Genomic DNA, 12,861 nt, shown 5'->3' on the forward strand with positions numbered 1-12,861 from the left:
TCATCCGCCGATGGCGCTCATCGGACGCGGCGGCTGGAGGAAGCCGGGCTCGTTGATCCCGTGGCCGGGCAGCTTGAGCGCCAGGCACTCGTGCACGAGAGCATGGATCTCCTCCTCCGTCGCGCCGGAGCGCAGCGGCCCACGCAGGTCCGTCTCGCCGTTGGCGAAGAGGCAGTTGCGCAGCTGGCCGTCGGCCGTGAGGCGCAGCCGGTCGCACGACCCGCAGAAGGGCATCGTCACCGAGGCGACGACACCCACCGTCGCCGGGCCGCCGTCGATGCGGAAGCGCTCGGCCGGGGCGGCCCCTCGCCCGGGCAGCTCCTCGAGGTCGAACTCGGCACGCAGCGACGAGAGGATCTCCTGCCCGGTGATCATCTCCGTACGCTCCCAGCTGTGCTGGGCGTCCAACGGCATCTGCTCGATGAAGCGCAGCTCATAGCCGCGCTCGACCGCCCACCGCGTGAGGTCGACGACCTCGTCGTCGTTGATGCCACGCTGGAGCACCGAGTTGACCTTGACCGGCCGCAGCCCGGCCTCGTGGGCGGCCGCCATGCCGGCGACGACGTCGTCGAAGCGGTCACGACGCGTGATCTCGTGGAAGCGCTCTGGGTGCAGCGTGTCGAGACTGACGTTGACCCGGGTCAGACCGGCCTCCTTGAGCGCCGGCGCGATCTTGGCCAGGCCCAGACCATTGGTCGTCATCGACACCTCGGGACGGCCCTGCGGGCCCTCCATCGCCGCGATGCCCGAGACGATCTCGACGACATCGGGGCGCACGAGCGGCTCGCCACCCGTGAGACGCACCTCGGTGATGCCCGCCGTGACCGCCGCCTCGACGAGGGTGAGCAGCTCGGGGGTCGTGAGCAGCTCGTCCTTGGGCAGCCAGGGCAGGCCCGCGGCCGGCATGCAGTAGGTGCAGCGCAGGTTGCACTTGTCGGTCACCGAGACCCGCAGGTCGCGGTGGACGCGACCGTGGGGATCGATCAGCGGGCGGGACATCAGCAGCTCAGCCCCGACCAGGCGTGCGAGCCATCGGCCTCGAACTGCTGCTTCCACACCGGCAGCTCGTGCTTGACCGCCTCGACGACGGCGCGGCAGAGGGTGAAGGCGAGATCCCGGTGGGCGCTGCCCACGGTGACGACGAGCGCCAGGTCACCGACGTCGAGGTCACCGACGCGGTGGGTCGCCTGCACCTCGGCCAAGCCCTGCGGGTCGTGCCGGACGATCGTCGCCGAGACGATCTCCTCGATGAAGCGCTGGGCGTCCGGGTGGCAGGTGTAGCGCAGCGCCACCACCTCGCCCGTGGCCTCGGGGTCGTGGTCGCGCACCTGCCCGACGAAGCTCGCGACGGCTCCGTGGGACGGCCCGCTCACGCTCGCGAGCATGGCCGTCAGGTCGATCGGGTCGGTGGCGATCCACGCGGTGTGTGCCATCAGTGGTCGCCTCCGGCGATCTGGTCGAGGACGTGCTCGACGAGGGGCAGGAGCACGTCCAGGCCCTCACGGACCCCCGTGGGGCTGCCGGGGAGGTTGACGACGAGGGCACCCGGGTGGTCCGGGGAGGCGTCCACGACACCGACCAGTCCACGGGAGATCGCGGCGAAGGGAGTGTGCCGCGAGCCCTCGGCCCGCAGCAGCTCGGCGAGACCGGGGACTTCCCGGTCCAGGACCGGGGCCGTGCCCTCCGGCGTCCGGTCGGTGGGCGTCACGCCGGTACCACCGCTGGTGATGATCAGGCGGCACCCCGCCGCGATGGAGGCGCGCAGGACGGACTCGACCTCGTCCGCGCCGTCCGGAACGACACTCGTCGTCGTCTCGAGGCCGGCCGCCTCCAGGAGCTCGACCGCGGTGCGACCCGACAGGTCCTCCCGCTCGCCGGCGCTCACCCGGTTCGAGACCGTGATGACGTGCGCTGTGGTGCTCACCGGGCTCCTTTCGCCTCGCTGGTCTCCCAGTGTCTCAAATCACGCAGGGAAGACGAAGGCAGGCCCACCCCGTCTCACGGGGTGGGCCTGCCGTGTGGCGCTAGCCCGGTGTCACAGACCGATTCTTGGGGCCTGCTCCGCCGACTCCGCGCAGCCGCAGGCTCCTTCGTCGCCCACGACCTCGCATGCGTCTGGCGTCACAGGCCCAGGTCGCGGCCGATGAGCTCCTTCATGATCTCGTTGGTGCCCGCCCAGATCTTGTTGATCCGGGCATCGCGCCAGGCGCGGGCCACGCGGTACTCGTTCATGTAGCCGTAGCCACCGTGCAGCTGCACGCACTCGTCGAGGACCTTGCTCTGGGTCTCGGCGGCCCACCACTTCGCCTTGGCGGCGTCGACGGCGGAGAGCTTGCCCTCGGCGTGCGCGGCGACGCAGTCGTCGACGTAGGCCTGGGCGACCTCGAGGCTCGTGACGAGCTCGGCGATCTTGAACTTGTTGTGCTGGAAGGAGCCGATCGGCTGACCGAAGGCCTTGCGCTCCTTGGTGTACTCGATCGTCTCCTCGAGGATCTGCTGGGCGTGCGCGACGCAGCCCACGGCATTGCCGAGGCGCTCCTGCGGGAGCTTCTGCATCATCGAGATGAAGCCCATGCCCTCGGGCCCGAGCAGGCGGTCGGCGGGGACACGCACGTTGTCGAAGAAGAGCTCGGAGGTGTCGGACTCGGGCTGGCCGACCTTGTCCAGGGGCTGGCCCTTGGTGAAGCCCTCGTCCTCCTTCTCGAGGACGAAGAGGGAGATGCCCTTGGCGCCCTTGGAGGGGTCGGTCCGGATCGCGACGACCGCGAGGTCGCACTGGTGACCGTTGGTGATGAAGGTCTTGGAGCCGTTGATGATCCAGTCGCCGGAGCCGTCGTCGGCCTTGACCGCCGTGGACTTCAGTGCGGCGAGGTCGGAGCCACCGTTGGGCTCGGTCATGCCGATGGAGAGGATCTTCTCGCCGGTGGCGACCTGGGGCAGCCAGCGCTGCTTCTGCTCCTCGGTGCCCAGGGCGACGATGTACGGAGCGGTGATGTCGGCGTGGATGCCGAAGCACGAGGACACCGCGACGTTGAACCTGGCGAGCTCCTCGGCCAGGACCGCGTTGAAGCGGTAGTCGTCGATGCCGGCGCCGCCGAACTCCTCGGGGATCGTCAGACCGAAGAAGCCCTGCTTGCCGGCCTCGAGCCACACCTCACGAGGGATGGTGTGCTCGGCGATCATCGACTCCGCGCGCGGCGCGAGCGTGCGGTCGACGAACTCCTTGACGGAGGAACGGAAGGACTCGTGGTCGTCGTCGTAGATGTTGCGGGGCATGGTCACCTCTCCTGGGACGTGGTGTGCGACATCGCACTAAGCGCTTGCTTAGTCTCGTCGCCAGGAGGCATGCTGTCAACGTGACGACGCCTACCCCTTCGCTCCCGGCGCATGACAACCCCACCGTCGTGCGGCTCTTCGAGGCCGCAGCGGATGCCTTCGCCGACAAGGGATTCCACGCCACCACCACGCGCGACATCGCCTCGCGCGCCGGCCTGTCACCCGCTGGGGTCTACGTCCACTTCGCGAGCAAGGAGGACCTGCTCTTCCAGCTTAGTCGCGTCGGGCACGAGGGTGCCCGCGATGCCCTCGCCGCGGCCGCCGCCGAAGCGGGCTCCCCGACCGACGCCCTGCAGGAGGTCATCTCGGCCTTCGCCCGCTGGCACGCCGAGCAGCACCAGGTCGCCCGCATCGTCCAGTACGAGTTCCGCCACCTCTCCCCCGACCACCAGCGCGAGGTGCTCACCCTGCGGAGGGAGATCGACGGCGTCGTCGAGGCGATCATCAGTGACGGTGTGGCAACCGGCGAGTTCGCGGTGAGCGACGTGCGGGCCACGGCCCTCGCCGCACTCTCCCTCGTCGTCGACGTCGCCCGCTGGTACCACCCCGGCATCAAGCGAACCACGCCGGCTTCGATCGCGCAGACCTACGGCGCCCTCGCACTGCGTCTCGTCGGCGCCCGCGGGGACTGACACCCGACGCGGACCGGGCCAGGTGTCAGGAAGTGGTCAGCGCATCTCCCGGACTCCCCCACGACCGCTGACGCGGGCGCCCCGACGGCCCTAGCCTCCGAGGGACGGCCACACCCACCCGAGGAGTCGCACATGCGTCCCGTCCGCCTCGCCACGACCACCGCCCTCACCTGCCTCGCCCTCGCCGCCGCTCTGCCGGCGCAGGCCGCCCCGGGCGACCGCTACGTCGCCCTCGGCGACTCCTACTCCTCCGGCACCGGCACCGGCAGCTACCTCGACGACGGCACGAGCTGCCACCGCTCCACCCGTGCCTACCCCTCGCTCGTCGCGGCCTCCGGTGGGCTCGACCTCGACCTGCGGGCCTGCTCGGGAGCGACGACAGCCGACGTCACGGCGACCCAGCTGGGGGCCCTGTCGTCCTCGACCGACCGGGTGAGCATCTCCGTCGGCGGCAACGACGCGGGCTTCGCCGATGTGCTCACCGAGTGCGCTCTGCCGGGCTGGTCGAGCGACTGCAACGGCGCGATCGACACCGCGCAGTCCACGATCACCTCGACCCTGCCGGGCCGGCTCTCCACGCTCTTCGGCTCCATCCGCACCAAGGCGCCCAGCGCCAGCGTCGTCGTCGTGGGCTACCCGCGCCTCTTCATGGGCGAGGACTGCAACGCCCTCACCTGGTTCGCGCCGGAGGAGCAGACCCGGCTCAATGGCACGGCCGACCTGCTCAACGCCCGGCTGCGGACGGCAGCCACGTCTGCAGGCTTCACCTTCGTCGACCCGACCTCCCGCTTCACCGGCCACGCGGTGTGCGACGACCCCGAGTGGGTCAACGGCCTGAGCAACCCGATCAGCGAGAGCTACCACCCCAACACCGCCGGTCACCGCGACGGGTACAGCCCCCTCGCCGGCGCACCCCTCACGGGCGCCGCGGTCACGGTGACTCCCGCGACGACAGCACGCGCAGATGCCGGCGCCGCCGAGCAGACGGCCCGCCAGCGCCCACGTGCCGAAGCGGACCGACGCATCACGTCCAAGACGGTGCGGCGCCCCGACCTCGACTCACCACGGGTGCGGCGCGCAGCGACCCGCGCCGGCGTCGACCTCGACTCGCCGGCGAGCATCATGGCGGCCGACCGCGCCTGGTCGAGCCGGCAGGCCGACGAGCGCCGCTGAGCCGGTCAGTCGACGACGACGCCAAAGGGGGTGAGCAGGCCCAGCGCCCCCGCCGGGTCCACGCGCAGGCCCTCGACCCGCGTCTCACGCGCGTCGACGACGTAGTCGCGCGCCGAGCGCAAGTCGGCGTCACGCAGGTCCGCCCTCACGAGCCTGGCACCGGCCAGGGAGCACTCGTCGAAGACGACCTCGCGCAGGACCGCGCCGTCGAAGTCGGCCTCGTCGAGCACGCACCGCTCGAAGGCGGCGCCGGTCAGGTCGAGACCGCCGAAGCCGCCCAACGACAGCTGGCAGTCGACCCAGCGACTCGGGTCGGGCGCGATGACCGGCGACCGTTGCATCGCCCACGAGGTCGCGAGTGCCTTGCAGCCGGTGAAGGTGCACCCGTCGACGACCGCATCGGGCAGCCGCACCCGGGAGAGGTCGACCTGCTCGAACCTGCACCCGTCGAGGTGCACGCCGGCGAGGGTCGACCCGGCCCACGACGCGTCGCGGAAGGTGCAGTCGACCAGCTCGACCCCGGTGAGACGCTCCTCCTCGCCGAGCCCGCCGGCGAAGACCTCCCCCACGACGTGGGTGTGTCCGTCCAGCTGCTCCACGAGTGACGCCATGCCGCGCACGCTACCGGCGCTGGTGACCGCGTGTGGCCCGACGGTGAGGGACGATGGCGGCGTGCGTGTCTTCGCCGCGATCGTCCCGTCCGAGCCGGCCCGGGCCCACCTCGAGGCCTTCCTCGTGCCCCGTCGTGTCGGTGAGCCAGTGCTGCGCTGGACGCCACCGCACCTGTGGCACGTCACGCTGGCCTTCATGGCAGAGGTCCCGGGCGACGGGCTCGACGACGTCGTCCACGCGATCACCCGTGAGGCGACCGCCTCCCCTCCCCTGCACCTGCGCCTCGTCGGGGCCGGGTTCTTCCCGGACACCCACGAGGCGCGCGTGGCGTGGCTCGGACTCGGCGCCGACGCCCCCGGCGCCCTCGACGACCTCACTGACCTGGCCCTGCGCACCCGACGGGCCTGCAGCGCTGCCGGCGTCCCGACCGCAGGCGGTCCGTACACGCCCCACCTGACCCTGGCCCGGTCCCGGCACCCCGTCGACGCCACGCCGTGGCTCGCGACCCTGGGCGACTACGTCGGCCCCGCGTGGTGCGCCCACGAGGTGACCGTGTTCGTCTCCCGAGAGCAGCGCGGCGGTCGCCCGCACTACGTCGCGGAGCACTCGTGCCCGCTGGGCGGCGGCAATTCGGTGGCGCCCTGACCTGCTGCCCGGCCACCAACGGGGCATGGCCCACATCGTCATGTTCGGCGTCGACGCCGTCAGCCACACCCTGCCCAGTCTCGAGATCCTGAGCGAGGTCGTCCGGCGCGGGCACCGTCTCGAGGTCGTCAACGACCCGGCCCAGCGCGACCTCGCCGGCGTCCCGCCGCGGGCCCTCGCCCTCGTCCCACGCGCCATGCAGCCCCACGCCGACCGGGTCGAGCTACACCGACCGGCCGGACTTCTACAGGGAGTGCGTCACGGCCTTCGGCGGTCGTCCGGGCTGGCACCTCGTCCTCCAGGTCGGACGGCGCACCGACCTCGAGGCGGTCGGTGACCTCCCGACGGGCGTGGAGGCGCGCCGGTGGGTGCCACAGCTGGCGATCCTGCTCGCCGACACCCTCGTCGAGCTCGGCGTGGCCCGACGGCTGGACACCGCCGCGGCGGCCGCCCGCGCGCTGCCCGGGCGGCCGACCTCGTCAAGGCCGAGCTGCGCTGACGCGACGCGACGGGCGCCCGTCCCCGTGGTGGGGGCGAGCGCCCGTCGTCGTGCAGCGGGGACTCAGTCGCGGGTGAGGCGGCGGTGCGTCACGCGGTGCGGGCGAGCCGCCTCCTCGCCAAGACGCTCGACCTTGTTGGCCTCGTAGCCCTCGAAGTTGCCCTCGAACCAGTACCAGCTCGCCGGGTCGTCGTCGGTGCCCTCGTAGGCGAGGATGTGCGTCGCGACGCGGTCGAGGAACCACCGGTCGTGGGAGATGACCACGGCGCAGCCGGGGAAGTCGAGCAGCGCGTTTTCGAGCGACCCGAGGGTCTCGACGTCGAGGTCGTTGGTCGGCTCGTCGAGGAGCAGCACGTTGCCACCCTGCTTGAGGGTGAGCGCGAGGTTGAGGCGGTTGCGCTCACCACCGGAGAGCACGCCCGACTTCTTCTGCTGGTCGGGGCCCTTGAAGCCGAACTGGCTGACGTAGGCGCGCGAAGGGATCTCGACCTGGCCGACCTGGATGTGGTCGAGCCCGTCGGAGACGACCTCCCAGACGTTCTTCTCCGGGTCGATGCCGCCGCGGTTCTGGTCGACGTAGGACAGCTTGACCGTCTCACCGATGTCGACGGTGCCGGCGTCCGGCTCCTCGATGCCCACGATCGTCTTGAAGAGGGTCGTCTTGCCGACGCCGTTGGGGCCGATGATGCCGACGATGCCGTTGCGGGGCAGGGTGAAGGACAGGTCGTCGATGAGGACCCGCTCGCCGAAGCCCTTCTTCAGACCCGAGACCTCGATGACCTTGCTGCCCAGGCGCGGGCCCGGCGGGATCTGGATCTCCTCGAAGTCGAGCTTGCGGGTCCGGTCGGCCTCCGCCGCCATCTCCTCGTAGCGCTCCAGCCGGGCCTTGTTCTTCGTCTGGCGGGCCTTGGGGTTGGAGCGCACCCACTCGAGCTCGTTCTTGAGTCGCTTGGCGAGCTTCGCGTCCTTCTTGCCCTGGATCTGCAGGCGCTCCTGCTTCTTCTCCAGATAGGTCGAGTAGTTGCCCTCATAGGGGTAGAGCCGACCGCGGTCGACCTCGGCGATCCACTGGGCGACGTTGTCCATGAAGTACCGGTCGTGCGTCACGGCGACGACGGCGCCCGGGTAGGAGGCGAGGTGCTGCTCGAGCCACAGCACCGACTCGGCGTCGAGGTGGTTGGTCGGCTCGTCGAGGAGCAGCAGGTCCGGCTTCTGCAGCAGCAGCTTGCACAGCGCGACCCGGCGACGCTCACCACCGGACAGGTGGGTGACGTCGGCGTCCGGCGGCGGGCACCGCAGGGCGTCCATCGCCTGCTCGAGCTGGGAGTCAAGGTCCCATGCGTCGGCGTGGTCGATGTCTTCCTGGAGCTTGCCCATCTCCTCCATGAGCGCGTCGAAGTCCGCGTCGGGCTCGGTCATGAGCTCGGAGATCTCGTTGTAGCGGTCGAGCTTGGCCTTGATCTCGCCCGCACCCTCCTCGACGTTGCCCAGGACGGTCTTGTCCTCGTTGAGCGGCGGCTCCTGGAGCAGGATGCCGACGGTTGCCCCCGGCTTGAGCTGGGCCTCGCCGTTGCTCGGCTGGTCGAGCCCGGCCATGATCTTGAGGATGGTCGACTTGCCGGCCCCGTTGGGCCCGACCATCCCGATCTTGGCTCCGGGGAAGAAGGACATCGAGACGTCATCGAGGATGACCTTCTCGTTGTGCGCCTTGCGCGCACGAACCATGGTGTAGATGTAGTCGGCCATGGGGGCAGGCTATCCACTCCTGCCCCCGCGCCCGAATCGGTCGCTGCCCTCAGGCCGGTGACGGCACCCCCACCTCGGCCTCCTCGTCGTGGGTCGCCTCGTCTCCGTCGACGTCGGCCCCCGTCGGCCCCGCCTCGGGCACGGCCCAGCTCGGCCCCTCGGACCGCTCCATCCGCTCGGTCATGCGGGCCAAGCCGTCAGCGCCCGCCTGCTCGGCGAGGCTGTCGACGACTCCACGGCCGGCGGCCTTGGCGTACTCCGTCGTCCCGAAGGTCAGGTCGTGCCCGAGGTTGATCGCCTCGATGTCGGCCGAGCTGCCCCACGACTCGTCGGCGCGCTGCCAGGTGTTGATCGTCAGGCGACCCCGCACGACGACCGGGTCCCCCTTGCGCAGCGACACGTGCGAGTTCATCCCGAGGGACCGGAAGGCGGCGACGTTGTAGAAGCTCGTCGACACGTCGACGAAGACGCCCTCACGGTTGCGCCGGCGCACCGTCGACGCGACCCGGAAGGTCGTGAAGGTGCGTCCGTTGCCCGTGACGCGGTGCTCGGGGTCGGCGACGACCCGGCCGGCGACGGTGATCTCGACTTCGTTCATGATGCTGTCCTCACTCCCCGCCCACCACGGTCGGTGGGCCCGTGCGTCCAGCCTCACCGAGGCGAAGGGAGCACAGCCGCGCCCGGCGCAGGATGTGGACGACGCGGGCCCGGCGCGCGAGCCTGGGGACGAGGATCAGGGCGTCGCCGGCCACGTGGTCTCGCATCCCCGACCGGCTGGGCGCCGCCGCACGGGATGATCCCGCCAGCCGACTAGCGCGTCCGGCCGAGAGCCCGCTCGAGGCCCTGCCGGGTGCGACCGTGATCGGCGAGCACGGCCTCGACCGGCTCGATGACCCGCTCGTCACCCACCTCACCGATGGCTCGACGCAACCGCTTGTCGACGGCGTGGGCCCGCTTGCGAGCACCGATGGCGGCCAACCACCGGCAGACGGCCGCCAGCAGCAGGCCGCCGAGCAGCCCTCCGACGAGCAGGAGGAAGGGTGTCGCGAAGGGGCCGACGTCGGCCGTGGGGATCTCGGGCAGCTGCAGCCACCCGGCCAGGGCCACGACGACGAGCCACAGCAGGCCGGCGACGGCTGCGACCGCGAGCAGCACCTGCAGCAGCCCGGCGACGGCCCACCACAGCGGCCTGCGTCCCCGCAGCGGGGTCCGGACCACGGCCTGGTCGAGGGCATCGGCCAGGTCCCCGTCGACCGGACGGGCGGCGTCGGCGACGGCGTCGGCCCACCGTGTCGGCAGCCCCTCACCCGCAGCGGTGCCGATGCGGCGGGCCGCCAGGTCGACGGCGGCCCGGGCAGCGGGCGCCGGTGGTGGGATGGACGAGCGGCCGAGCACGGCCCGCACGTCGTGCTCCCGGATGTCGGGTGCGCCGTCGGCCTCACGGTCCAGTCGGAGACGTCGCAGCGGCGCCGGGCGCAGCGCCCGCACCCAGCGGGTGAAGGGCCAGCCGGTGCGAGCCGAGGCCTCGAGCCGGAAATCCCGTGCGACCGCGTCGACGACCGTCGGCACACCGGCGCTGCGCGCCAGCGCGTCGACGAGCTCGGCCCGGGCGCCACCCGGCACACCGGCCTCGGCGTCGCCGACGGACGGACCCAGGGTGTCGGCGGCGGTGCGCAGGTCGGCCGCCAACCGGTGCCGGGCGGCGTCGGCGTGCTCGACCGCGCCCCGCAGTCGCTGCCGCAGCTCGTCGAGGCCGGCGCCGGTGCGGGCCGAGGTGCCGATGACCTCGTGGGTCTGCAGCCCATCGCGCTCCAGCAGGCGGGAGAGGTCGGCCTCGATCTGCTCCTGCCCGCCAGCGGGCAGGCGGTCGACCTGGTTGAGCACGACGATCGTCACCGCGCCGTACTCGCGCAGCACCGCGACGTAGTCGTCGTGGAGCACGGCGTCGGCGTACTTCTGCGGGTCCGTCACCCACACGAAGACGTCGACGAGCTCGAGCACCCGCTGCGCCTCCTGCCGGTTGGCCGACTCGCGGGAGTCGAAGTCGGGCAGGTCGACGAGGACGAGCCCGTCCAGCGCGTCGTCACCCGCCTCCACCTGGTGCCGGGTGCCCACGGAGAGCCAGTCGAGCAGCTCGCCGGCCGGCTCAGCACCCCACACGGCAGCCGTGGGGGTCGAGGTCGTCGGGCGCCGCATGCCCGCCCGGGCGACGTCGGCGCCGACGAGCGCGTTGAAGAGGGAGGACTTGCCGGACCCCGTCGCGCCGGCGAGCGCCACGACGGTGTGCCCACCGACGAGACCGGTGCGCTCGCGGACCTTGCCGACGACCTCCCCGGCCCGGGCCGCGGGCGTCGGCTCCAGACGATCGCCGCCCACCCGCAGGGCCGTCTCGAGGGCGTCCGCGCGCGCGTTGAGCTCCTCCGCGGGGACGGCCGTGCGCCCGTCGTCACGCCGAAGGGGGTTGAGCCGGCTCATCGGGACACCTCCCCCACCGCTGCGGTGGCCTGCTCGAGACGCCGGATCTGTGCCTCGCTCACCGAGAGCTCGCCGGTCACCGTCGTGTACCGCTCGCGCTCGGCCGTGTACAGGGTGGCGACCCGCTCGAGCAGCAGCCCGCGCGCCTTGCGTGCCATGTCGCGCACGGCCTGGTCGCCGAAGATCGCCTCGAGCACCTTCTGCGCCAGGGCGGTCGTGCCGCCCGCGATCGCGACCTCCGGGGCGACGAGCACGCCACCGGTGTGGGCGAAGGAGACGAGCATGAGGAAGAGGCCGATGCCGTTGACGCCGTAGGCGGCGATGCGCGCATTGGTGCGGCGGTTGCCCCCTTCGGACCGGACGATGTCGAGGACATCGCCCTGCCAGTCGCGCACGAGCCGCTCCACGGCGGGCTCGAGGTCGGCGGAGGAACGGGCGAGCTCGGGGTGCTGCTCGAGGACGAGCTGGCCGGCCTCGGTGCCGCGCCAGGTGCGGGTGATGGTCGCCGCCGCGGCGTCCGCCTCGGCGATGAGGAGCGCGCTCACACCGGTGTGCAGCGCCTCGTCGAGCTCGGCCGACGGCGGTGGCCCGCCGCCCACGGCGGAGGTGACGCGGTCGCGCAGGCGCGAGACCCCCTTCTCGACCTTGCGGAAGAACTCGCCGGTGCCGACGAACTCCTGCCACCGCGCCAGCACCTCGCCACGGAGCAGCTGCCCGTCCTGCATGCCGTCGGTCACGCCCTGCTCGGCGGCGTCGTAGGCGTCGTAGGCCGTCTGCGTCAGGCTGCCCGTCGCCTCCCGGTCGGCGCGGGCGGCAGCGACCAGCCCGCTCGCCCGGCCGTCGAGGGAGCGCAGCGCCCCCTGCAGCGTCTGGCGGATGACGCTCGCCCGGGCACGCTGGTCGCCGGCGAGCGCCGTCAGCCAGGCGCGCAGCCGCTCGATGTCGGCCTCGGGGATCAGTCCGGAGGCGTCGAGCTCGGTCTCGGGCACGGTGAAGACGGGGGCCGTCTCGAGGCCCTGCTCGCGCAGCATCTCGACGAGGTGGGTGCGCACCTCGGCGGCCGCCGGCCGGTCGACGCGGTCGAGGACGATGGCCACCGCCGTGCCCCGGTCGGAGGCCTGCCGGAGCAGCCGCCACGGGACGTCGTCGGCGTAGCGCGCGGCCGTCGTGACGAAGAGCCACAGGTCGGCCGCCGAGAGCAGCTGCGCGGCCAGGTCGCGGTTGGCCGAGACGACGGAGTCGATGTCGGGGGCGTCGAGGACCGCCATGCCCGGCGGGAGCGTCGGCGAGGCGGTGAGCCGCACCGTCCCCGGCTGCGGGTCGGCGCCCTCGTCACCGGTGACCCTGGCGAGCGAAGGGAGGACCCGCGCGTCGCGGAACCACCGCACGTCGTCGGGGTGGTGGATGAGCACCGGGCTCGTCGTCGTCGGGCGCAGCACCCCCGAGCGACTCACCTCGCGCCGCAGGATCGAGTTGACGAGCGTCGACTTGCCCGAGCCGGTCGACCCGCCGACGACGGCGAGCAGCGGAGCGTCGATCGAGGAGAGCCGCGGGATGACGTAGTCGTCGAGCTGGGCGAGCAGCTCACGACGCTCGTCGCGGGCCGCTCGAGTGCTCGACAGGTCGAGCGTCAGGCGGCTGCGCTCGACCTCGTCCCGGAGGGCGGTGACCCGACCCAGGAGGTCGCTGTCCGCGATGGTTCCCCGTGACCTCTCACCCATGGGCACACCTTAACCAGCACGA

At 72.1% G+C, this 12,861-nt stretch carries 13 protein-coding genes and 1 pseudogene; 4 read left to right on the top strand and 10 right to left on the bottom strand.

Going from position 1 to position 12,861, the window contains the following annotated elements; genetic code table 11:
- From moaA to AB4Y78_RS09845, 4 genes are all read right to left on the bottom strand, one after another.
- On the bottom strand, nucleotides 1-999 hold the full coding sequence (moaA, locus tag AB4Y78_RS09830; protein ID WP_441713499.1) for a GTP 3',8-cyclase MoaA: 999 nt from the start codon (nucleotides 997-999) through the stop codon (nucleotides 1-3).
- The gene (locus tag AB4Y78_RS09835; RefSeq protein WP_441713498.1) at nucleotides 999-1,433 is read right to left on the bottom strand and encodes a molybdenum cofactor biosynthesis protein MoaE; all 435 of its coding nucleotides are present in this window, start codon (nucleotides 1,431-1,433) and stop codon (nucleotides 999-1,001) included. Before AB4Y78_RS09835 ends, moaA begins: the two co-directional genes overlap by 1 nt.
- Nucleotides 1,433-1,924 carry a MogA/MoaB family molybdenum cofactor biosynthesis protein gene (locus AB4Y78_RS09840; protein WP_441713497.1) on the bottom strand — a complete coding sequence of 164 codons (492 nt, stop codon included), beginning with the start codon at nucleotides 1,922-1,924 and terminating at the stop codon, nucleotides 1,433-1,435. The genes AB4Y78_RS09835 and AB4Y78_RS09840 overlap by 1 nt, the downstream gene beginning before the upstream one ends.
- Before the next feature lie 197 nt (nucleotides 1,925-2,121).
- Complete coding sequence (locus tag AB4Y78_RS09845; protein WP_441713496.1) at nucleotides 2,122-3,276, bottom strand: acyl-CoA dehydrogenase family protein; 1,155 nt, start codon at nucleotides 3,274-3,276, stop codon at nucleotides 2,122-2,124.
- 80 nt (nucleotides 3,277-3,356) lie between these two features.
- Here AB4Y78_RS09845 and AB4Y78_RS09850 point away from each other — a divergent pair, with 80 nt between their 5' ends.
- Nucleotides 3,357-3,968 carry a TetR/AcrR family transcriptional regulator gene (locus AB4Y78_RS09850; RefSeq protein ID WP_169330587.1) on the top strand — a complete coding sequence of 204 codons (612 nt, stop codon included), beginning with the start codon at nucleotides 3,357-3,359 and terminating at the stop codon, nucleotides 3,966-3,968.
- A 132-nt stretch (nucleotides 3,969-4,100) separates the two neighbouring features.
- The gene (locus AB4Y78_RS09855; RefSeq protein ID WP_441713494.1) at nucleotides 4,101-5,141 is read left to right on the top strand and encodes an SGNH/GDSL hydrolase family protein; all 1,041 of its coding nucleotides are present in this window, start codon (nucleotides 4,101-4,103) and stop codon (nucleotides 5,139-5,141) included.
- A gap of 5 nt (nucleotides 5,142-5,146) precedes the next feature.
- Here AB4Y78_RS09855 and AB4Y78_RS09860 read toward each other — a convergent pair whose 3' ends face one another.
- Complete coding sequence (locus tag AB4Y78_RS09860; RefSeq protein WP_441713493.1) at nucleotides 5,147-5,752, bottom strand: pentapeptide repeat-containing protein; 606 nt, start codon at nucleotides 5,750-5,752, stop codon at nucleotides 5,147-5,149.
- A 61-nt stretch (nucleotides 5,753-5,813) separates the two neighbouring features.
- On the opposite strand from AB4Y78_RS09860, the gene thpR reads away from it, so the two are divergent.
- Together thpR and AB4Y78_RS09870 are read left to right on the top strand one after the other, a co-directional pair.
- Entirely contained in the window at nucleotides 5,814-6,398 is a 585-nt protein-coding gene (gene thpR / locus AB4Y78_RS09865; protein ID WP_441737088.1) for an RNA 2',3'-cyclic phosphodiesterase, read from the top strand.
- Between the two features lie 157 nt (nucleotides 6,399-6,555).
- Nucleotides 6,556-6,859: pseudogene (locus tag AB4Y78_RS09870) on the top strand (hypothetical protein); the annotation flags it as partial.
- 101 nt (nucleotides 6,860-6,960) lie between these two features.
- Here AB4Y78_RS09870 and ettA read toward each other — a convergent pair.
- Genes ettA through AB4Y78_RS09895 form a run of 5 tightly spaced genes read right to left on the bottom strand, consistent with a single transcriptional unit; the run spans nucleotide 6,961 to nucleotide 12,839 of the window.
- Nucleotides 6,961-8,643: an energy-dependent translational throttle protein EttA gene (gene ettA / locus AB4Y78_RS09875; RefSeq protein ID WP_007925964.1), complete on the bottom strand. Its 1,683-nt coding sequence runs from the start codon at nucleotides 8,641-8,643 to the stop codon at nucleotides 6,961-6,963.
- Nucleotides 8,644-8,692: 49 nt separating this feature from the next.
- Nucleotides 8,693-9,241 (bottom strand): single-stranded DNA-binding protein, encoded by a 549-nt coding sequence (locus AB4Y78_RS09880; protein ID WP_441713491.1) that lies wholly within the window; start codon nucleotides 9,239-9,241, stop codon nucleotides 8,693-8,695.
- A gap of 10 nt (nucleotides 9,242-9,251) precedes the next feature.
- Nucleotides 9,252-9,407: a hypothetical protein gene (locus AB4Y78_RS09885; protein WP_259909669.1), complete on the bottom strand. Its 156-nt coding sequence runs from the start codon at nucleotides 9,405-9,407 to the stop codon at nucleotides 9,252-9,254.
- Between the two features lie 46 nt (nucleotides 9,408-9,453).
- Entirely contained in the window at nucleotides 9,454-11,118 is a 1,665-nt protein-coding gene (locus AB4Y78_RS09890; protein WP_128276760.1) for a GTPase, read from the bottom strand.
- The gene (locus AB4Y78_RS09895) at nucleotides 11,115-12,839 is read right to left on the bottom strand and encodes a dynamin family protein (RefSeq protein WP_441713490.1); all 1,725 of its coding nucleotides are present in this window, start codon (nucleotides 12,837-12,839) and stop codon (nucleotides 11,115-11,117) included. The genes AB4Y78_RS09890 and AB4Y78_RS09895 overlap by 4 nt, the downstream gene beginning before the upstream one ends.
- Nucleotides 12,840-12,861 lie beyond the last annotated feature (22 nt).

The organism is Janibacter sp. RAF52 (assembly GCF_052114035.1).
GTDB lineage: Bacteria > Actinomycetota > Actinomycetes > Actinomycetales > Dermatophilaceae > Janibacter > Janibacter hoylei.

Excerpts from the sequence above, each read along its gene's own strand:
- moaA (WP_441713499.1), bottom strand. The coding sequence starts at position 999 with ATGTCCCGCCCGCTGATCGATCCCCACGGTCGCGTCCACCGCGACCTG.
- AB4Y78_RS09835 (WP_441713498.1), bottom strand. The coding sequence starts at position 1,433 with ATGGCACACACCGCGTGGATCGCCACCGACCCGATCGACCTGACGGCC.
- AB4Y78_RS09845 (WP_441713496.1), bottom strand. The coding sequence starts at position 3,276 with ATGCCCCGCAACATCTACGACGACGACCACGAGTCCTTCCGTTCCTCC.
- AB4Y78_RS09855 (WP_441713494.1), top strand. The coding sequence starts at position 4,101 with ATGCGTCCCGTCCGCCTCGCCACGACCACCGCCCTCACCTGCCTCGCC.
- AB4Y78_RS09860 (WP_441713493.1), bottom strand. The coding sequence starts at position 5,752 with ATGGCGTCACTCGTGGAGCAGCTGGACGGACACACCCACGTCGTGGGG.
- ettA (WP_007925964.1), bottom strand. The coding sequence starts at position 8,643 with ATGGCCGACTACATCTACACCATGGTTCGTGCGCGCAAGGCGCACAAC.
- AB4Y78_RS09880 (WP_441713491.1), bottom strand. The coding sequence starts at position 9,241 with ATGAACGAAGTCGAGATCACCGTCGCCGGCCGGGTCGTCGCCGACCCC.
- AB4Y78_RS09885 (WP_259909669.1), bottom strand. The coding sequence starts at position 9,407 with ATGCGAGACCACGTGGCCGGCGACGCCCTGATCCTCGTCCCCAGGCTC.
- AB4Y78_RS09890 (WP_128276760.1), bottom strand. The coding sequence starts at position 11,118 with ATGAGCCGGCTCAACCCCCTTCGGCGTGACGACGGGCGCACGGCCGTC.
- AB4Y78_RS09895 (WP_441713490.1), bottom strand. The coding sequence starts at position 12,839 with ATGGGTGAGAGGTCACGGGGAACCATCGCGGACAGCGACCTCCTGGGT.